Genomic DNA, 18,645 nt, shown 5'->3' with positions numbered 1-18,645 from the left:
GAGCCTAGGACCCGACGGTGGCGCCTCCGGGCGCGCGTACGAACGCGTCTGGCTAGCCTCCGTCAGCAATGACCGCCGACCCCGCTCCGCACCTCATCTGGAACGTCGACGAGATGCCGACCGACCTGCGGTCGCCCATCCTCATAGCCGCCTTCGAGGGCTGGAACGACGCCGGCGAGGCCAGCTCCACGGCCGCCCGCTACGTACGCGACCACTTCGAAGCCGAGCATGTGGCCACGATCGACGCCGAGGACTTCTTCGACTTCACCGTGGCCAGACCCAACGTGTGCATCGACGACAACGACGCCCGCCAGATCGTGTGGCCGTCCACCGGCATCCACGTGGCCCGCATCCCGGGGAGTGCCCACGACCTGGTGTGCGCAATCGGCCACGAGCCCCAGCTGCGCTGGCGGACCTTCGTCGACCACCTGGCGATCACCGCCGAGGCCTTCGGCGCCACCATGGTCTGCACGCTTGGCGCCCTGCTCACCGACGTGCCCCACAGCCGGCCCACCCAGGTGTACGGCGGCACCGACGACGCTGCCCTGGCCCGGCGTCTGGACCTGTCGCCCTCGACCTACGAGGGTCCTACGGGCATCGTGGGCGTGCTGGCAGCAGGGCTACGGGACCGTGGGGTCAGCACGGCCTCGTTCTGGGCCAGCGTCCCCGCCTACGTGTCCAACGTACCGTCGCCCAAGGCGGCCCTCGCCCTGGTCGAACGCCTCTGCCAGGTCCTGGAGGTCGACGTACCGCGCACCGACCTCGAGATCGCGGCTGCGGCCTACGTGCGCCAGGTCACCGAGCTGGTCGCCGAGGACGACGGCACCATGGAGTACGTCGAGCAGTTGGAAGCCGACTTCGACGAGGAGACCGCCGACGACCCCGACAGCCTGGTCGCCGAGGTCGAGGACTTCTTACGTAACCAGCCAGGCACCTGATCGGTCAGGCCTCCCCGGCCAGCCAGGGGGGAACCCGGGGCCGGTCGAACCGCACATCGAGCTCTTCGCCCCGGATCGCGGCGAACGCCTCCGTGGCCCACTCTTCGGGAAGCGCCGAGCCCTCCGGCAACCCGCCCTCTTCGAAGAACCCGACGTCGGAGCACTCCAGCGGGTGGGCGGACAACTCGCCACCGGTCATCCGACAGTGGAACACCAGCGAGTAGAGGGGGATGCCGGTGATGCCGAGCCTCATCCCGTCCAGGATGGCGATGGGACGCACCACCTCGCACCGGATGCCCGTCTCCTCGAAGACCTCCTTGACCACGACCTCGGCGGCCGAGTAGCCGACGTCGGCCCAGCCGGTCGGATAGAGCCACACTCCGGAGTCGGCCCGCTGCACCAGCAGGAGCTCACCGGCGTCGTTGCCCACGACCGCCCCTATGGTCACCTTGGGCGTCACGTAGCCGGGTACGCCCCGCCCCACCGAGCCCAACCAGTCCCTGACCAGGGTGTCGACGTCGAACGGCCGACCGGACAGGGCGTCGGCCCGGGCCCGGATCTCCGCCGCCACGTGGAGAACCTCCTCGTAGCGTTCCCGCTCGTACAGCGACTCCGTGAACCCGAGGCCGGTACGGGCCGAGCCGGCCAACGCCTCGGCCCAGCGCAGGAGGTCCAGCTGCGACGGCGGGTCGACGCTGGGATCGGACATGGCTGAACCGTAGGCGCTCGGGTCCACCCATCCGCTCCGGCAGGTCAGAAGTCGACCGCCACCCACCGGAGGACCGAGAGCTCGATCTCGGCCAGATGGTCCTCGTCCAGGATCTTGGCGCCGGAGGCGTCCCGCACGTAGAAGGCGTCGACGATGTCCGAACCCAACGTCTGGACGTGCGCCCGCACTATGTCCAGGTCCAGCTCGGCGAACGCACGGGTGATCCGGTACAGCACGCCCACGCCGTCCGGGCAGGTCACCTCCAGAACCGTGGCCGTTGCCGAGGTCCGGTTGTCCACCGTCACCCGTGGCCGGGCGGGACGGGCGGCCAGTCGGATCGGCCGGTACGTCCGTGACCTGTCCCCCAGTCGGGCGGCCAGGGCCAGGCGACCGGCCAGCGCCTGCTCTATCTGGGCGGCGATCCGGACCCAGTCCGGGTCGCCGCCCAGCACCGAACCGACCCGGAACACCGAGAGCGCCCGACCGTTCTCCGAATGGGCCGAGGCACCCTGGACGTCGGCACCGTTCAGCGAGAGGACGCCGGCCACCTTTGAGAACGTGCCCGGGCGGTCGGCGGCGACCACGGTCAGGGTCCGACCCTCGCCGCGCGCCACGAACCCACCCTCGTCCAGGAGCGCCTGCTGTTCGGCATTCGGGAACAACCCGCCCACCACCTCGCCGACGTCGCCGCCGCCCAGCACGTGCGACACCCTGCTGACCAGCTCGCGCACCAGACCACCCTTCCAGTCGCTCCACGCCGAGGGCCCCGTGGCGATCGAGTCGGCCTCGGTGAGGGCACCCAGCAGGTGGAGCAGACGGCCGCTCTGCAGGGCGTCGGCCACCGAGGCGATGGTGCCGTCGTCGTCCAGGTCCCGGCGGGTGGCCACGTCGGGGAGCAGGAGGTGGTGCCGGACCATCGCCACCAGGATGTCGACGTCACCATCGTCGAACCCCATGCGGCTGGCGATGGTCCGCAACAGGTCGACCCCGACCTCGGTGTGGTCACCCGGGTAGCCCTTGCCGATGTCGTGGAACAGCGCGCCCACCAGCAGCAGGTCGGGCCGGTCCACCCTGTCGACGAGACGGGACGCCTCCGCGGCCGTCTCCATCAGGTGCCGGTCGACGGTGAAGCGGTGGTAGGCGTTGCGCTGGGGCCGGGATCGGCACGGCTCCCACTCAGGGACCATGAGCACGAACAACCCCACGTGATCGAGGTCCTCGATGACCGGGATGGCCGATGGTCCGGCTGCGAGCAGCGCCACGAACATCTCACGGGCCTCGTCAGGCCACGGCACGGGCAGCGGCAGGGCGTTGTCGGCCAGTCGCTCCAGGGACCCGCGCTGCAGGTAGGCATCGTGCTCGGCGGCCACCCTCGCGCACCTCAGCACGAGGAGCGGATCGCCCAGGTCGGCCTCGGCCGTGAGCTCCAGGCGCCCGTCGTCGAGCACCAGGCCGGGGGCCACCTCCCGACGGCGCAGGTTGCCGAGGGCCCTGAGCGGTCCGCGCCGACGGGCGGCCCGCCGGGTGCGGCGCGCCGCTCCCTCGCCGGTCCAGGCGATGGTGCGCGCCGCGGCGGCCACCTCAGCCATCAGGACGTCGGCATCGGCCAGGTCGAGTGCCGCCGCCACGTCATCCTGGAGTTCCAGCAGGAGGCGATCGGCCCGCTGTCCGGTGAGGCGGTGGAGCTCGACGCGGACGGCCAGCAGCGTCTCGGCCGCGGCGACCAGGCCCGCCGACTCGACCTCCCGGAGTATGGGCACGGTGGCCTGTTCCACCCAGAGCAGGTTGTGGACGTCGCGCAGGCCACCCCGGGACTCCTTGAGATCCGGTTCGAGCAGGAAGGCCACCTCCCCGTATCGGGCATGGCGCTCGGCGACCGAGGCCTGGAGGTCGTCGAGGTGGCGACGCGACCTGCCGGACCACTGTTCGAGTGCCTCGGCGGCCAGCCGTTCGGCCACCGCCGGATCGCCGGCCACCGGGCGGGCGGCCAGCAGGCTGGTGGCGGTGTCCAGGTGCTCGGATGCCACCTCGAGGAGCTGGGGCAGCGTGCCTACCTGGTGGCCGAGCTTCAGGCCCGCGTCCCACAGCGGGTACCAGACCCGCTCTGCGACGTCGGCGATGTCGACGCCCGGCGGATGCACCAGCACCACGTCCACGTCGCTGCCCGGACACTGCTCCCGACGGCCGTAGCCACCCACTGCCACCAGGGCGGTACCGGTCGGCGGGTCGGCCGCGGCGAATACCTCGGCCAGGAACCCGTCGATGCGTTCTGTCAGTGCCCGACAGAAATCCGGCCCCCGGAGCGTCCGGTCCTCCAGAAGGTCGGTCATCTCCAGCGGGTTCACCGGCCCGACGGTAGCGGGGACGCCTCAGCCCCCGGAATCCGGGAACCCCGGGTGGGCACCGTGCCTGCGGCGGTGGACGTGTGCCTTGGCCGCCCCCCACTCCAGGCCCGGACCGCGCAGGTCGGGGTGCAGCTCCGCGAACGACGCCGGCGAGAGGTCGTAGGCGTCGTCCGGAAACAGGCGAACCGCGTCGGCATCCCGCTCAACCGGCGCGACCCCGGCAGCGGACAGCACCGAGGCGGGGTAGGCGACCGCGTGGCGTACCAGCGCCAGCGGACCGGTGCGTTGCTCGTCGATGTCGGCCGCCAGCAGGCGCCGGACCCGAGGGCCCACGTCGGCGGCGGCACGTCGACCGGCAGCGGCCACCACCGCATCGTCGACCGTCACCCCGACCGACCTGGCCGCGATGCATCGGGCGACCCAGCCCGGCAGGGCTGCGACGATCCCATCCGCCAGCCCCTCTGCCAGCTCGGCCAGGCGGGCCTCGTCGTCGGTCCGCGTAGGGGTCGACTCATCCACCGACCCGTTTCCCACCCTCCAGGGTCCGGTTCAGGTTGCCCGACCTCAGACCCTCCAGGTCGAGCGTGACGTAGGCGTAGCCGGCAGCGGCCACGGCGGCCACCACCTCTGCACGCCGCTCCACGACCTCGGCCAACCGATCGGTCGGAACCTCGATCCGGGCGGTGTCGTCCAGGTGGCGGACCCGGAGGTCGTCGAAGCCCAGGCGTCGCAGGGCGCCCTCCGCCCGCTCCACGGCCGAGAGGACCGCAACGGTCACCTCGGTCCCGTAGGGAACCCTCGATGCCAGACAGGCTGCGGCGGGTTTGTCGGCGGTTCGGAGCCCCATGGCCCGGGAATGGTGGCGAACGTCGGCCTTGGTCAGGCCGGCCTCCACCAGCGGGAAGCGGGCACCCCGGTCGGCAGCCACGGTCTGGCCGGGCCTGTGGTCGGCGAGGTCGTCGATGTTGACACCGAGGACCACGGTGGCCAACTCATCGGCGGCGATCGGGTCCAGCACGTCCATGAGGGCCACCTTGCAGCGGCCACAGCGGTCGCCGTCGTTGACCCGGTAGGCGGCGTCGGCCATCTCGTGGGTCTCGACCGCCGACCACCGGAGCCCCCACTCGTCGGCGAGGGCAGCGGCGTCAGCCCGCTCGTCGCCTGCCAGCGAGGGCGAGACGGCGGTCACGACGTGGACCCGGTCGACACCGAGGGTGTCGTGGGCGACACGGGCCAGGAAGGCCGAGTCGGCACCCCCGGAGAACGCCACCACCACCCTCCCCAGGTCCTGCAACGCCCGGCGAAGGGCGTCGAGGCCCGGCCCGGTCACCTCGGTGGTGGCTGCCACGGTCAGCGCAGGCCCACCCGGGCCAGGACGGTGTCCAGGTCGTCGACCATGCCGAAATAGAACTCGCCGAACTCGCCGTATACGGCCGAGGCCCTGTCGTACCGCATGTTGTAGACGACGTCCTTGAGGTCGTCAGGACGCTGGCCGAACAGGGTGACCCCCCACTCGAAGTCGTCTACTCCAGTGGAGCCGGTGACCACCTGGAGGATCCGGCCGGCGAACTTCCGGCCCGAGGTGCCGTGCTCCATCATCAGCTCGTGCCGGTCGTCGTAGGGCAGGGTGAACCAGTTGGCGTCCACGTTGCGACGCTTGGACATCGGGTAGAAGCACCAGGCCGGCTTGTCCTCGGGAGGAAGCACCGGATGGAGCCGGGCCCGTCGCATCTCATCGGGCAGGCCCTGGGAGTACTCGGACAACTCGGTCATCGAGACATAGCTGTCGACCACGTCGAGGCCCGCGGCCACCAGGCTGGTCTGGACGTCCCGGAGGCGCCAGAGGTCCTCGCTCAGGACCATGAAGGCCAGGTCGGCCTTGTGGCCCAGGATGGCAACCGTGATCACCTGGTCACCGGCATCGGTCGCGGCCGTGACGGCGGCCCGGACCGCCCGGCGGTCGACCGGCCGGCCGAAGGCCGGGATCTTCCGGCGGAGCTTGCAGAAGAGGTGGAGGACGCCGAGGCCCTCGGCGGGGGTGACCGGTTCGCTCATCGGACGGATTCTACGGAACCGCCGGCACAGGGCACCCAGCGGCGCCCGCACCCACCGCGAACCGCCGGGGAATCACGGACGCTCAGTCGCCGGTATAGAGGTTGAGGCGATCGCCACGGGCGAACCCGGCCAGCTGCAGGTTGGCCACCCGGGCCGTCTCCACGGCAAGGGCCGACGGGCCGCTGACAGCCACCAGGCAGGCGAAGCCGGCGGCCCAGGCCTTCTGTGCCATCTCGAAGGACGCCCGACCGCTCACCCAGAGGCCGAGGTCGCCGGCCGGCAGGCGACCGTCCATCTGCAGGCGACCCACCACCTTGTCCACGGCATTGTGCCGGCCAATGTCCTCGCGTATCAGGAGGGGCTGGCCGGTCCGGTCAAAGGCCACCGCTGCGTGCACCGCTCCGGTGGTCGTAAAGAGGGCCTGGCCGTCGATCCGGTCGGCCATGCCGGCCAGTACCGCGACGTCGAACGGGGCCACGTCCAGCGGCCGGAGCCGATCCAGCAGCTCGCTGATCGCCACCGTGCCGCACACGCCACATGACGAAGAGGCCGGACCCAGCCTCGGGGTGGGCGCCGGGGCCAGCCCGCCGGTGTCGACCGTGACGTCGTTGTACTCGGACTCCGCGGCGGAACCCTGCCCGCAGTAGCGAACGGTCCGTACCGGTGCGTCGTGCAACACGCCCTCGGTGACGCAGAAGCCGACGGCCAACTCGAAGTCGTCCCCCGGGGTCCGCATGGTCGTGGCGACCAGCTCGCCGTCCAGGCGTATCGACATCGGCTCCTCGACGATCAGCTCGTCGGGCACCCGTCGGATGCCGTCGGCGTCGACGCGTCGGGTGAACACCCTCGCCGTCCGACCCCGGCTCACAGGTCCGTCTCCCCATTCGTTCGTACGTCCACGGACACCAGTGAACACCCGTACGCGGCCGGACCGGACGCCGGACGCGAAACGGGCGCCCCGAAGGGCGCCCGGACCGTCAGGGTCAGCTCAGATCCGTGGATCGGTCAGCTCTCGCGGCTCCTAGAAGTCCATGCCCGGCATACCGCCGTCGGCACCCTCGGCCGGGGCGTCGGCGATGACGACCTCGGTGGTGAGGAACAGGGCGGCGATCGATCCGGCGTTCTGCAGGGCCGACCTGGTGACCTTGGCGGCATCGATGATGCCAGCGGCGATCAGGTCCTCGTATTCCTCGGTTTCGGCGTTCAGGCCGTTCGGGCCGTCCAGGTTGCGTACCTTATCGACGATGACGCCACCCTCGAGGCCGGCGTTGACCGCGATCTGGTGGAGTGGGGCCTCCAGGGCCTTGGCCACGATGCGTGCACCGGTGGCCTCGTCGGGCGTGAGGTCGTCACCCGCCGCTCCGGCCGCCTCCTGGGCACGCAGCAGGGTCACGCCGCCGCCGGCGACGACACCCTCCTCGATGGCCGCCTTGGTGGTGCTTACAGCGTCCTCGATGCGGTGCTTCTTCTCCTTCAACTCCACCTCGGTGGCTGCTCCGACCTTCAGGACGGCGACGCCGCCGGACAGCTTGGCCAGGCGCTCCTGGAGCTTCTCCCGGTCGTAGTCCGAATCGGTGTTCTCGATCTCGCCCTTGATCTGGGAGATGCGGCCTGCGATGTCGGCTTCGTCGCCCGCCCCCTCGACGATGGTGGTCTCGTCCTTGCTGACCACGATCTTGCGAGCCTGGCCCAGCATGTCCAGCGTGACGGCGTCGACCTTGAGGCCGACCTCCTCGGAGATGACCTGACCACCGGTGAGGATGGCCATGTCCTGAAGCATCGCCTTGCGGCGATCACCGAAGCCGGGGGCCTTGATGGCCACCGAGGTGAACGTGCCACGGATCTTGTTGACCACGAGGGTGGCCAGGGCCTCGCCCTCGACGTCCTCAGAGATGATGACCAGAGGGCGGCTGGTCTGCATGACCTTCTCCAGGGCCGGCACCAGGTCGCGCACCGCGGTGACCTTGGAGCCGACGAACAGGACGTACGGGTCCTCCAGGACGGCCTCCATTCGGTCGGGGTCGGTCACGAAGTATGGGGAGATGTAGCCCTTGTCGAAGCGCATGCCCTCGACGAGGTCCATCTCCATGCCGAAGGTCTGACCCTCCTCGACGGTGATGACACCGTCCTTGCCCACCTTGTCGATGGCCTCGGAGATCACCTCGCCGATCTCGGCGTCGCCGGCCGAGATGGCGGCCACATTGGCGATCTGGGTCTTGTCGCTGGACACGTCCTGGGCCGAATCCCGGATCGAATCGACGGCGGCGGCCACTGCGGCCTCGATGCCCTTCTTGAGTGACATCGGGTTGGCCCCTGCGGCCACGTTGCGCAGGCCCTCGCGGACCATCGCCCAGGCCAGAACGGTTGCCGTGGTGGTGCCGTCACCGGCGACGTCGTCGGTCTTCTTGGCGACCTCCTTGACCAGCTCGGCGCCGATGCGCTCGTAGGGGTCCTCAAGGTCGATCTCCTTGGCGATGGACACGCCGTCGTTGGTGATGGTGGGGGCACCCCACTTCTTCTCCAGGACGACGTTCCTGCCCTTCGGTCCGAGCGTGACCCGCACGGCGTCTGCCAGCTGGTTCATGCCCCTCTCGAGCGACCGGCGGGCCGTCTCGTCGAACGTGATGATCTTCGCCATCGGCGGCAACCTCTCAGTGATCGGTAAACCAGCGGAGCGGGTACGCGGCCGCTGGCACTCTCTTCAAGCGAGTGCCAATCCAATCAGCGGATCGGCGGTTTTCCAACGTCCCGAGGCTCCATGGGTGGATCGGTGACGGGCGTTCAGCCCCCGGCGACGGCCGGCACGATGGCGACAGTGGCACCCTCGGGAACGGCGGTGTCCATGCCGTCCAGGAAGCGCACGTCGTCGTCGCTCACGAACACGTTCACGAAGCGGCGCAACGCGCCCGCCTCGTCGAGGAGCCGGTCGGTGAAGCCGGGATGTGCGGTGTCCAGCGCGTTGAGCGCCTCGCCGACCGTACCGGCCTCGACCTCGACCTCGGCCTGACCGGCGGTCAGCGGACGGAGCGTGGTGGGGATGCGGATGATGACGGCCATGGGCGGAAACCCTAGCCACGCGGTCGGGAATCACACACCCCTCGGCCGGGCTGGTTCAGAGCAGGGCGAGGCGCTCGGCTAGGGCCTCGGTGATGCACGCCGCCGTGTCGGCGAGGGCCCGGTCCGCGCCGAACCGGTCGACCAGCGAGATGACATCGGCCCGAGTCGCGGCCTCGTGCTCGGCGCCTCCGACCACCACGAGGAGCGGCACGCCGGCAGCCGCGGCATAGGCCGCCACCCCGCCGACGACCTTGCCCTGGAACGAGGTGGCATCCAGCCATCCCTCACCGGTCACCACCAGGTCGACCCCGGCCACGAGCTCGTCCAGGCGGAGTTCCTCGGCCACCAGATCGACCCCGTCGACCAGCTCGGCACCCATCGCCGCCAGGCCGCCCGCCAGGCCGCCGGCCGCCCCGGCCCGGTCGAGTTCCGAGACATCCGAACCAAAGCGCTCCCCGTACACCTGGACCAGGCGCTCGAGGCGACCGGTCAACAGCCGCACCTGGGCGTCGGTAGCGCCCTTCTGGGGCCCGAACACCTCGGCCGCCTCGGTGAATCGTGTCCGCACGTCACAGGCCACCAGCAGCTCGACCCCCCGATAGCGGGACGGCGAGCCCATGGCGTCGAGCGCCCCCAACCCACCATCGGTGGTCGCCGAACCCCCCATCCCGACGATGATCCGCCGCGCCCCCAGCTCGACGGCATGGCGGAGCAACTCCCCCACCCCTGTCGTGGTGGCATCAAGCGGTCGGTTCCCTTCGGCGCCGCCGGCCAGGGCCAGGCCCGAGGCCCGGGCCATCTCGACCACCGCCGTACCGCCCGAGAGCCGCCAGCCCGCCTTGATGGGAGAACCCAGGGGGCCGGTCACCTGGGTGGTTCGGTCCGGACCACCCAGGACCTCGAGCAGGCCCTCCCCACCGTCGGCCATCGGCACCTCGAGGGTGGTCCCCCCCGCCGAGGCCACGGCCCGGGCTATCGCAGATGCGGCCTCGGTCGCCGATACGGTGCCCCGGAACTTGTCCGGCGCGGCGACCACCCGCACCGGTCGACCTCAGTTGGACTGGATGCGCTGGTCCGAGCCCAGGACCACCACGATGTCGGCGTTCGCCACACGGTCCTCGGCCTTGGCCGGAACCGCCGGCCCACCCGTCGGCATCTTCTCTAGCAGGGAGGGGATCTCGCCGAAGTGGTCCACGATCTTCCTGGCATCGGCGAGGTAGGCGGTGCGGTAGTAGACCCGCGTGGTGCCGGTCTTGTCGGCGTTCGACGGCGACTCCATCGCCCAACCCAACGGGCTGAGCATGTCGGTGACCTTGCCGGCAGCGCCCGAGACCCCGGAACCGTTGGCCACCAGGACCTTCACCTCGTTGGGAGCGTGCGTCGGGGTCGGGAACAGGGCCTCGGTGGTCGTCGGGACCGTCGAGGTCGGCACCACGGCGTCAGGCAGCTCGGTCGGCGGTTCGGTCGTGATGGCAGAGCCCGTCGCTCCCGGCACCGGATCGGCAACCGGAACGTCATCGGTGAGGGCGGGAGTCTGCCTGTCGGCCGCCACCGGCGAGCTGTCCAGTCCCTTCCAGAGCATGAGCAGGCCGATCGCCACGGCCACGCCGACGATCAGGAGGGCACGAGGCGTAGCGGCGGCGTTGCTCGGTCCGAGCCCCCCGCTGCGGCGGCCGACGTTCATCGGCCGCCGTCGTCTTCGACCACCCGAGGTTCGAGGCGTGCCCTGCGGCGACGATCACGCTGACGCCGGAGGCGCCTCACGACCAGCGGGTCGTAGGCCATGGCCTCGCCGTCCTCCAGCAACTCACCCAACAACTGGTAGTAGCGGGTGGCCGAGAGCTCGAACCGTTCACGGATCTGGACGTCCTTCGGCGAGGTAGCCGTCCACCAGGAACGCTCGAAGTCCAGGATGTCGCGGTCTCGCCGGGTTAATGCCACATGGTGATGATCCTCCACCGCGGGGGGCCGTTCAAGTACCCCCGGCGCCGGAGCGCCCGATCCGGGAACACCTTGTCGCTGCGGGGAGCGCGCGCGAGCGCGGCGGGGTGTGGGATTTCGCCACCGGCGAGAAGGAAGTCCCCCTGTGAACCGTTTCCTCAATCGCTTCGGACCGTTGTCCGGTGCCGCGTCCATGATCCTCGGGTTCGTCGGCTGGATGGCGGTTGCCGGTATGCCGCCTGAGGTCGCGACGTCGTCGACCGCCGAGGTGGTGGACTTCTGGACCGACCTCGGTGACACGGGGCGCTGGGCCGGCTGGCTGGTGCTGCTGGGCGTCATCCTCATGGCCCTGTTCGGGGCATGGCTAGGTTCGGCGATGCGCGACCGGGGGGCCACCGTCCTGGCCACGACGGCCGAAATCGGCGCCTTCTTCATCGCGATCGGGAGCTCGATCGACGGCTCCATCACTCTCACCCTCGGGGACGCGGCGGCCAGCCTCCCCGCCGAATCGGTGGTCGCCATCAGCGCCATCACCGAATATCTGTTCATTCCCTACGTCGCTGGCCTGGTACTGCTCATGATCAGCCTGGGAGCCAGCGCCAAGCAGACCGGCCTCATCCCGTCGTGGCTGGCCGTGGCCGGCTACGTGCTGGCCGTCGTGGCGCTGATCCCGCACGAGGTCGCCCTCATCGGGGTCATGCTCTCCATGCTCTGGCTGCTGGTCACCAGCATCGTGCTTTTCCGGGGCGCCGGCTCGGAAGCCGCCCAGGCATGACGGCATAGGCGGGCCGGGCGACGTGCCCGGCCCGTCTCAGTAGCCTCAGGCGGGTACTGCGGCGCCACCAGCGCCATCCCGCCCGAGTAGCTCAGTTGGTCAGAGCAGGCGCCTTGTAAGCGTCAGGTCGTCGGTTCGAATCCGACCTCGGGCTCACCGGCGGTGCCGGGCCACCTCGAACAGGGCGATGGCGGCGGCGGCCGACACGTTGAGCGATCCGAGCACCCCACCGAGGGGAATGTGGGCGATGGTGTCGCAACGCTCCCGCACGAGGCGCGAGAGGCCCGAACCCTCGGCTCCCATCACGAGCGCCACCGGCTGGTCGGCGACCTTCAGTTCGTGGATAGCCGTCTCGCCGCCCGCATCCAGGCCGACCGACCACACCCCCGCATCCGCCATCCGGCCCATGGCCTTGGGCAGGCCGGCCACCCGGGTCATGCGGAGGTGCTCTATGGCCCCCGCCGCCGACTTGGTCACGGCGGCCGTCACCCCGGCGGCACGGTGGCGGGGCAGCACCACGCCGGTCACCCCGGCGCACTCGGCCGACCGCAGGATCGCCCCCAGGTTTCCCGGGTCGGTCACGCCGTCCAGGAGGAGCAGGAACGGATCCCTTCCCCGGGCGTCGGGACCGATGAGGTCCTCCAGGTCGTGTTCGTGCAGAGGCTGGGCCATGGCCAGCACGCCCTGTGGAGCTTCGGTACGTGCCACCGACTCGAACTTGGATCGGGAGACCTCGCGGATCGTGACCCTGGCCTCGTCGGCGAGGTCGATGATGTCGTCCAGGATCGGAGCCGGATCCAGGTCGCCGGCCAGCAGAACCTCCCGGGTCCGCCGGGTCCCTGCCAGCAGCAGTTCCCGCACGGCCTGGCGGCCCTCCACCTGATCGCCACCCAGGCCCTTCGGCGAGCCGTCGGACCGGTTGCCCATAGGAGTGCTCCCCCGCTGCCCGGGGCCCCTGGCCCCTGGACGACCTCCGCGTGGACCACCGGGCCGGCCTGCAGTGCTGCCACGCCGTCGTGGACCGGACCGTCCACCATCCGAACCCCGACCGGAGCGTCCGCCGCCCTTCGGGCCTGCCGACCCACTGCGCTTCGGACCCTTCGGGCCGCCGCGCTTCGGTCCACCCGAGCCACCCGACCCGCCGCGCCCACCTGCGTTCGGTCCACTCATGCCTGCCGACCATCCCGCTGCAGGAGGGCCACGGCGAAGCAGGCCACGCCCTCCCGACGGCCGAGGGCACCCAGGCCCTCGGCCCGCCGTCCCTTCACCGACACCTGCGCCCCGACCACCGCGGTGAGGGCGTCCTGCATCTCGTCGCGACGCGGCGCCAGGCGCGGCGCCTCGAGCACCACCGTGCAGTCCACGTTGGCCACCTCCCAACCCTCGGCCAGGACGGCGGCAACCGTGTCGGCCAGCATGGCCATGCTGTCGGCACCGGCATGCATCGGATCGGTGTCCGGATAGCGCTGCCCGATGTCGCCGAGGCCTGACGCACCCAGCAGGGCGTCGATGACGGCGTGGGCCACCGCGTCTGCATCGCTGTGCCCGACGAGGCCCGGGCCATCGAACGCGACCCCTCCCAGCACCAGGCGGCGGTGCGGGTCATCGCTGAACGGATGGATGTCGAACCCCTGGCCGACCCGGATCTCAGGCATGCGACGAGCCCCCCGTTGCCCGGTCCAACTCCAGCACGGCCAGCTCAAGGTCGATCGGGCGTGTGATCTTCAGGTTCGCCGGATCGCCCTCCACGACCACCACTGTGCCACCCGATGCCTCGACCAGGGTGGCGTCGTCGGAGGCCTCGTCGCCACCGGCATGGGCCGCCCGGAGGCATTCGGCACTGAAGCCCTGGGGGGTCTGGACGGCGATGACGCCATCGCGTCCCATGACGCGGCCGTCGGTCGTCCGCAGCGAATCGGCCACCGGCACCCCCGGGACCACGGCATCGGCACCAGCCAGCACCGCTTCCACGACCCGGCGGAACAGCTCGGGTGTGGCCAGGGGACGTGCCCCGTCGTGGACCAGCACCACCTTGGCAGCGGCGGGTACGACGGCCAGGCCGCACCGCACGGATGCCGATCGGGTGGCCCCACCGTCGACGATCGCCTCCACGCCATCGACCCCGGACACCAGGTCGGCGACCGCCTCCCGACGCTCGGCCGACACCACGACGACAACCCCATCGGAGACCGACGAAGCGGCGGCGACCGAACGGGCCACCACCGCCCGACCGGCCAGGTCGGCGGCCTGCTTGTCGCCACCGAAGCGCTCTCCTGCCCCGGCGGCGACCACCACAGTCCAGATGCTCACCGGCCGCTCCCGGGTCGGCGGTGACCGCAACCTGCGCCGGAGCGCGGTGGTGTCGATAACCCTGCGGGGTACCACATCTCACTAGCATGGCCATTCGACATGCCGGACACCACACTCTTGAGCGAGACCATCCTGTTCGCCGGGCTGGGTGACGACGCCCTGGCCAAGGTCGTCGAAGCCGGGCAGGACCTCGAATTGCGCCGTGGCGACGTGCTATTCAGGGAGGGCGAGGATCCCGACGAGCTGTTCGTGGTCGTGTCGGGCCGCATCGCCATCGCCAACAAGTCGATAGACGGCCGGGAGTCGATGGTGGCCCTCATGGAGGAGGGCGACCTGTTCGGGGAGATGGGCCTGTTCGACGGCCGGGGCCGATCGGCCGAGGCCAGGGCACTCGAGTCGTCGGTCGTCACAGCGGTGCCCTACGGCCCGGTACGCAGCCTGTACCAGGACGACCCCACCCTGCTCTGGCGTGTGGTGGCCATGCTGACCGGTCGCCTCCGCACCATGGACGCGGCCCTGGCCGACTCGGTGTTCCTGGACGTGACCGGCCGGACGGCCAAGCGGCTCCTGGACCTGGCCGGCGAGGAGGAGGAGTTCTCGCTGCCCATCACCCAGGAGGAGTTGGCGGGCATGGTCGGCGCCTCACGGGAGCGGGTCAACAAGGCGATCGCCTCGTTCATCCGCCTGGGCTGGATCGAACAGATCGACCGGACCTACCGCATCACAAACCGCGAACAGCTGACCATCCGGGCACGCTGAGCCGACCGGAGTCGGCGCTCCGCATCACAAACCGCGAACAGCTGACCATCCGGGCACGCTGAGGCGACCGGAGTCGGCGCTCCGGCTCAGGCCCCCAGCCAGTCGACCACCCGACGCCAGGCATCGGCCGCGTCATCGGCCCGGTGGGCCGGTCGGCTCGCATCGTGGACGAAGCCGTGGTCGGCGCCCACATACCGCAGCACCGTGGCGCCGGTAGCCTCCAGCTCCTCCACATGCTTGGGCGGAGTCCAGGCGTCATCCGTTCCGATGACGGCCAGCACCGAAGCCGCGTCACCGGCGGCCATGGCATCCAGGGGCTCGCCCTGGCCAGCGCCCCGCCACTGCTCGGGTACCCGGATCATCCCGTAGAAGGGGCAGTGGGAATCGAACCGGCCGGTTGCGACGGCCTTCAGGACGTACATGCCACCCATGCAGAAGCCCAGGACCCCGACCGTGTCCCCGCCGGTCAGGTCCGCGGCAGCCACAGCGTCACCCAGCACGCGGTCGTCCTGCAGAGAGGAGGCGGCGGCGAGGCGCTCGGCAACATCGAGGCCCTCCCGGCCGGGGTAGAGCTCGAAGGCGGCCACGGACCAGTTCTGCCCGGTGGCCAGGCGGGCCACCAGGTCGTCGAACAGCGGGCGCATTCCCATGACGTCGGGAATGACGACCAGCCCCATGGACGACGGGCCGGTCGGCGGATGGACCAGCTCGGCGGCGGTCCCGGAGGGAAGCTCGGTTCGCATGCTCCCTGCCTAGCGCACGGATCGCACGCGCGCTCAGACGCTCCAGCCGGAGCCCCGCGTGCCCTGTCAGGCAGCCGCAGACAACAGGCCGGCGGAGACCGCCGCCTCGACGACCGTGCCCACGCGGACGACCTCTAGACCGGGAGGCGGATCGGGGGCCGAGGCCGGGACGACGGCCCTCCGGAACCCCAGGCGGTGGGACTCCTGGAGGCGTCGCTCCATGCCGGCGACCTGGCGGACCTCCCCACCCAGGCCCACCTCACCGACGACGACGGTGTCGTCCCCCAGGCGCCGGCCGGTGGTGGCCGATACCACGGCGAGGGCCAGCGGAAGGTCGGCGGCAGGTTCGGTCACCTGCACACCCCCGACCACCGTGGCGTAGACGTCGATAGCGCTCAGGTCCACGTCGGCCCGACGCTCCAGAACTGCCAGCAGGAGGGCCAGGCGCCGGGCGTCCAGTCCCTGGGGTGATCGGCGGGGATGCTGCGTGGCGGCCCGTACAACCAGCGCCTGGATCTCGACCAGCAGGGGGCGGTGGCCCTCCATGGTCGGCAGCACGACCGAGCCGGCCACGCCGGTGGCCCTGTCGGCAAGGAACAACCGGCTGGGGTCCTCGACCGACCACAACCCATCGCAACGCATCTCGAACAGGCCGGTCTCGTCGCTGGGACCGAACCGGTGCTTGACCACCCGCAGCATGCGCAGCGCATGGTGCCGGTCGCCGGTCAGCTCGACCACCGTGTCCACCACGTGCTCCAGGAGCTTCGGCCCCGCGAGGGAACCATCCTTGGTGACGTGGCCGACCAGGAGCGTGGCCAGGCCGCGCGCCTTGGCCTCGGTCACCAGGCGCTGGGCGCATCCCCGGACCTGGCCCACCGACCCCGGAGCTCCCCCGTCGCTCGTCAGGTGCACCGTCTGGACGGAGTCCACGATGAGGAGGTCAGGCTGTAGGCGATCGACGTGGGCCACGATCGCCTCCACCGACGCGTCGCCGGCCAGCCAGAGCTCGTCCAGGACGGCACCCAGGCGCTCCGCCCGGAGCCGGACCTGGGAGGACGACTCCTCGGCACTGACCAGCAGTACCCGCCCGCCGGCACGGACCCGGGCGGCAGCCAGCAGCATCGTGAGCGTGGACTTGCCCACCCCGGGCTCACCGCCCAGGAGCGTCACAGAGCCCGGTACCAGGCCACCGCCCAGGCAGCGGTCGGCCTCTGCCATGCCGGTCGGCACGATGGCCTCCGAATCGGAGACCAGGGCCGACATGGGCTGCGCCTCGCCCGGCGGTGTTACACGGGCACCATGCGCACGGGCCTCGACCAGCGAGTTCCATGCCGAACAGGAGGTACAGCGCCCCACCCACTTCGAGTGGGGCACGGCACACGAACCGCAGGTGAACGGGTGGGAGCGAGCAGAAGTCGGCGTCGGCATGGGTCGGACGCTACGGACCGGGTGTGACAGGAGCCGATGGTCCCCGCCGGTCGACGGACGCTCAGGCCTCCCGGGTGCGGAACAGGTCGGCGAACCCGTCGATCACCGGGTGACCGAAGTCGGCCGGCACCAGGGCGGCGCCACGCAGCAGCACCGTCGACATCCCGAGGCCCCGGGCCGCCTCCAGCGTCGCGGGGTCGGAGTCGATCAGCAGCATGTCGCCGAACGCCACCCCGGACATGCGGCGCAACGCCTCGAACATGGCCTGGCTGGGCTTGCGGGCCCCGACCCCGCCGGATGCGACCCACGGCTCGATCCTCCCCTCCAGGCCGAATCGCCGTCGCAGCTGCTCCGACCAGGCCAGCACCGCGTTGGTCAGGCACGCCACGGGCATCGACCGCTGTTCCATCCGATCCAGGAACGGCAGCACGTCGGCCCGCATCCGGACCCTGGAGAGGTACCCGGCATCGAGGGCCTCCACGGAACCGGACACTCCGACCGATGCCCAGAAGTCCTCGCTGGACATCTGGCCCAGGCTGACCGCCCGGTAGCGGTCGGCCACCTCGCGGGGATCCACGACGCCGCCCTGCTCCCTCACGAACGGCACCAGGAGCCCCTCCGGATCGCCACCGGCATCCCAGACCACCCCGATCCCGCCGAGGACCACCAGCCGCAGCTCCCGCCGGGCCGCCCTGGTGAGATCCGACGGTTCCTCGAGGATCTCGGCCGGCGGCCGGGCCAGCGCCGGCCGGCGGTCGACGCCGGTCCGTGCACGTCGTCGGGCCCTGAGCAGGCGCAGCGCCTGGAAGACCACCACCAGCAGGAGGAGGCCAGCGGCGATCATCGAGATGGCCAGCCACGTCCTCGGTGCCCGGTCCTCGAGGACCCCGGTGGCGTGGAACAGGGTCGGCGTCCGGTCGCCCAGAGCCACGGTCCAGTTGTCGACCACCCCGGGGGCATCGGACCCGCCGTCGGCCTCCGTAGTCGGCATGGCCGCCACCAGCACCAGGTTGAAGGAGTCGGCCGCGGTGCAGGACGCCTCCACGCACCTGGCCAGAAGGGCCAGCTCGCCTTCCGTCCGGGCGAACGGCAGCCCGTCCAGGACCTCGGCCAGATCCGGGTCGGCCAGCAGGTCCAGGCCCTCGGAGAGGTCGACGATGCCGGTCAGGCGCCAGGTGGTCCGGGCGAACGAACGCTCACGCACCAGCGAGACGTCACGGAACGCCGTGGGTCCGGCCACCTCGGCGAGGACCCCGGCCAGGCGCTCGGGCGAGCCGAACGGCTTGACCGCCGAGATCCGACCCACACCGGCGCCGTCGGTGGTCGGTCCGGAGACCTCCCAGCCGGCGGACAGGAGGTCGTCGACGCGTACCCGATCGTCCAGGCCACCCAGAGCGTCGACGGCCGCAGCATCCAGCTCCAGGGCCACGGCCACGGTTCCCGTACCGTCCCCGGCCACCTCCAGGGTGACCGTGGCATCCACTCGGCAGGCAGCCGGCATGCCCACCAGGGCGGCCAGCAGGAGCAGTCGTCCGACCACACGACGGACAATCGGTTGCACGCGGGACTCCAGGACGGCCTTGGG

Annotated in this window: 20 protein-coding genes and 1 tRNA gene; 4 read left to right on the top strand and 17 right to left on the bottom strand. The window is 71.0% G+C overall.

Annotated elements, in window-relative coordinates:
* Positions 1–68 precede the first annotated feature (68 nt).
* Positions 69–938, top strand: a complete 870-nt coding sequence (locus tag MK177_01055; GenBank protein ID MCH2425901.1) for a PAC2 family protein — start codon at positions 69–71, stop codon at positions 936–938.
* Positions 939–942: 4 nt separating this feature from the next.
* On the opposite strand, the gene MK177_01050 is transcribed toward MK177_01055, so the two are convergent.
* The 11 genes from MK177_01050 to MK177_01000 form a co-directional block, all read right to left on the bottom strand.
* Entirely contained in the window at positions 943–1,647 is a 705-nt protein-coding gene (locus MK177_01050) for an NUDIX hydrolase N-terminal domain-containing protein (protein ID MCH2425900.1), read from the bottom strand.
* A gap of 44 nt (positions 1,648–1,691) precedes the next feature.
* A complete protein-coding gene (locus MK177_01045) occupies positions 1,692–3,992 on the bottom strand; it encodes a [protein-PII] uridylyltransferase (GenBank protein MCH2425899.1) in 2,301 nt (766 codons plus the stop codon).
* Between the two features lie 24 nt (positions 3,993–4,016).
* On the bottom strand, positions 4,017–4,511 hold the full coding sequence (locus MK177_01040) for a hypothetical protein (GenBank protein MCH2425898.1): 495 nt from the start codon (positions 4,509–4,511) through the stop codon (positions 4,017–4,019).
* On the bottom strand, positions 4,504–5,340 hold the full coding sequence (gene larE / locus MK177_01035; protein ID MCH2425897.1) for an ATP-dependent sacrificial sulfur transferase LarE: 837 nt from the start codon (positions 5,338–5,340) through the stop codon (positions 4,504–4,506). Before larE ends, MK177_01040 begins: the two co-directional genes overlap by 8 nt.
* Before the next feature lie 2 nt (positions 5,341–5,342).
* Positions 5,343–6,047 carry a chlorite dismutase family protein gene (locus MK177_01030; protein MCH2425896.1) on the bottom strand — a complete coding sequence of 235 codons (705 nt, stop codon included), beginning with the start codon at positions 6,045–6,047 and terminating at the stop codon, positions 5,343–5,345.
* An 82-nt stretch (positions 6,048–6,129) separates the two neighbouring features.
* Complete coding sequence (locus MK177_01025; protein ID MCH2425895.1) at positions 6,130–6,891, bottom strand: formate dehydrogenase accessory sulfurtransferase FdhD; 762 nt, start codon at positions 6,889–6,891, stop codon at positions 6,130–6,132.
* A gap of 177 nt (positions 6,892–7,068) precedes the next feature.
* Complete coding sequence (gene groL / locus MK177_01020) at positions 7,069–8,685, bottom strand: chaperonin GroEL (protein MCH2425894.1); 1,617 nt, start codon at positions 8,683–8,685, stop codon at positions 7,069–7,071.
* 143 nt (positions 8,686–8,828) lie between these two features.
* Positions 8,829–9,104, bottom strand: coding sequence for a MoaD/ThiS family protein (locus tag MK177_01015; GenBank protein MCH2425893.1), 276 nt, complete (start codon positions 9,102–9,104; stop codon positions 8,829–8,831).
* Positions 9,105–9,159: 55 nt separating this feature from the next.
* Positions 9,160–10,146 carry a glycerate kinase gene (locus tag MK177_01010; GenBank protein ID MCH2425892.1) on the bottom strand — a complete coding sequence of 329 codons (987 nt, stop codon included), beginning with the start codon at positions 10,144–10,146 and terminating at the stop codon, positions 9,160–9,162.
* Positions 10,147–10,155: 9 nt separating this feature from the next.
* Positions 10,156–10,788 carry a LytR C-terminal domain-containing protein gene (locus tag MK177_01005; GenBank protein ID MCH2425891.1) on the bottom strand — a complete coding sequence of 211 codons (633 nt, stop codon included), beginning with the start codon at positions 10,786–10,788 and terminating at the stop codon, positions 10,156–10,158.
* Positions 10,785–11,045 (bottom strand): DUF3263 domain-containing protein, encoded by a 261-nt coding sequence (locus MK177_01000; GenBank protein ID MCH2425890.1) that lies wholly within the window; start codon positions 11,043–11,045, stop codon positions 10,785–10,787. Before MK177_01000 ends, MK177_01005 begins: the two co-directional genes overlap by 4 nt.
* 145 nt (positions 11,046–11,190) lie before the next feature.
* Between MK177_01000 and MK177_00995 the strand changes: the two genes are divergently transcribed.
* Together MK177_00995 and MK177_00990 are read left to right on the top strand one after the other, a co-directional pair.
* On the top strand, positions 11,191–11,820 hold the full coding sequence (locus MK177_00995; GenBank protein MCH2425889.1) for a hypothetical protein: 630 nt from the start codon (positions 11,191–11,193) through the stop codon (positions 11,818–11,820).
* Positions 11,821–11,900: 80 nt separating this feature from the next.
* Positions 11,901–11,974 (top strand) — tRNA-Thr (locus MK177_00990).
* On the opposite strand, the gene rlmB is transcribed toward MK177_00990, so the two are convergent.
* The 3 genes from rlmB to MK177_00975 form a co-directional block, all read right to left on the bottom strand.
* A complete protein-coding gene (gene rlmB / locus MK177_00985) occupies positions 11,974–12,747 on the bottom strand; it encodes a 23S rRNA (guanosine(2251)-2'-O)-methyltransferase RlmB (GenBank protein ID MCH2425888.1) in 774 nt (257 codons plus the stop codon). The genes MK177_00990 and rlmB overlap by 1 nt on opposite strands.
* Positions 12,748–12,986: 239 nt before the next feature.
* Positions 12,987–13,475 (bottom strand): 2-C-methyl-D-erythritol 2,4-cyclodiphosphate synthase, encoded by a 489-nt coding sequence (gene ispF, locus MK177_00980; GenBank protein ID MCH2425887.1) that lies wholly within the window; start codon positions 13,473–13,475, stop codon positions 12,987–12,989.
* Complete coding sequence (locus MK177_00975) at positions 13,468–14,130, bottom strand: 2-C-methyl-D-erythritol 4-phosphate cytidylyltransferase (GenBank protein MCH2425886.1); 663 nt, start codon at positions 14,128–14,130, stop codon at positions 13,468–13,470. The genes ispF and MK177_00975 overlap by 8 nt, the downstream gene beginning before the upstream one ends.
* 99 nt (positions 14,131–14,229) lie before the next feature.
* Here MK177_00975 and MK177_00970 point away from each other — a divergent pair, with 99 nt between their 5' ends.
* Positions 14,230–14,889, top strand: a complete 660-nt coding sequence (locus tag MK177_00970; protein ID MCH2425885.1) for a Crp/Fnr family transcriptional regulator — start codon at positions 14,230–14,232, stop codon at positions 14,887–14,889.
* An 86-nt stretch (positions 14,890–14,975) separates the two neighbouring features.
* Here the strand turns inward: MK177_00970 and MK177_00965 are convergent, their stop codons facing one another.
* From MK177_00965 to MK177_00955, 3 genes are all read right to left on the bottom strand, one after another.
* Positions 14,976–15,632 (bottom strand): dienelactone hydrolase family protein, encoded by a 657-nt coding sequence (locus MK177_00965; GenBank protein MCH2425884.1) that lies wholly within the window; start codon positions 15,630–15,632, stop codon positions 14,976–14,978.
* Between the two features lie 66 nt (positions 15,633–15,698).
* The gene (radA, locus tag MK177_00960) at positions 15,699–17,060 is read right to left on the bottom strand and encodes a DNA repair protein RadA (GenBank protein MCH2425883.1); all 1,362 of its coding nucleotides are present in this window, start codon (positions 17,058–17,060) and stop codon (positions 15,699–15,701) included.
* Positions 17,061–17,121: 61 nt separating this feature from the next.
* A complete protein-coding gene (locus tag MK177_00955; GenBank protein ID MCH2425882.1) occupies positions 17,122–18,600 on the bottom strand; it encodes a hypothetical protein in 1,479 nt (492 codons plus the stop codon).
* Positions 18,601–18,645 lie beyond the last annotated feature (45 nt).

Source organism: Acidimicrobiales bacterium, from assembly GCA_022452145.1.
Classification (GTDB): domain Bacteria; phylum Actinomycetota; class Acidimicrobiia; order Acidimicrobiales; family MedAcidi-G1; genus UBA9410.
The sequence above is the reverse complement of the archived record's forward strand: the minus strand, read 5'-3'. Positions and strand labels throughout refer to the sequence as shown.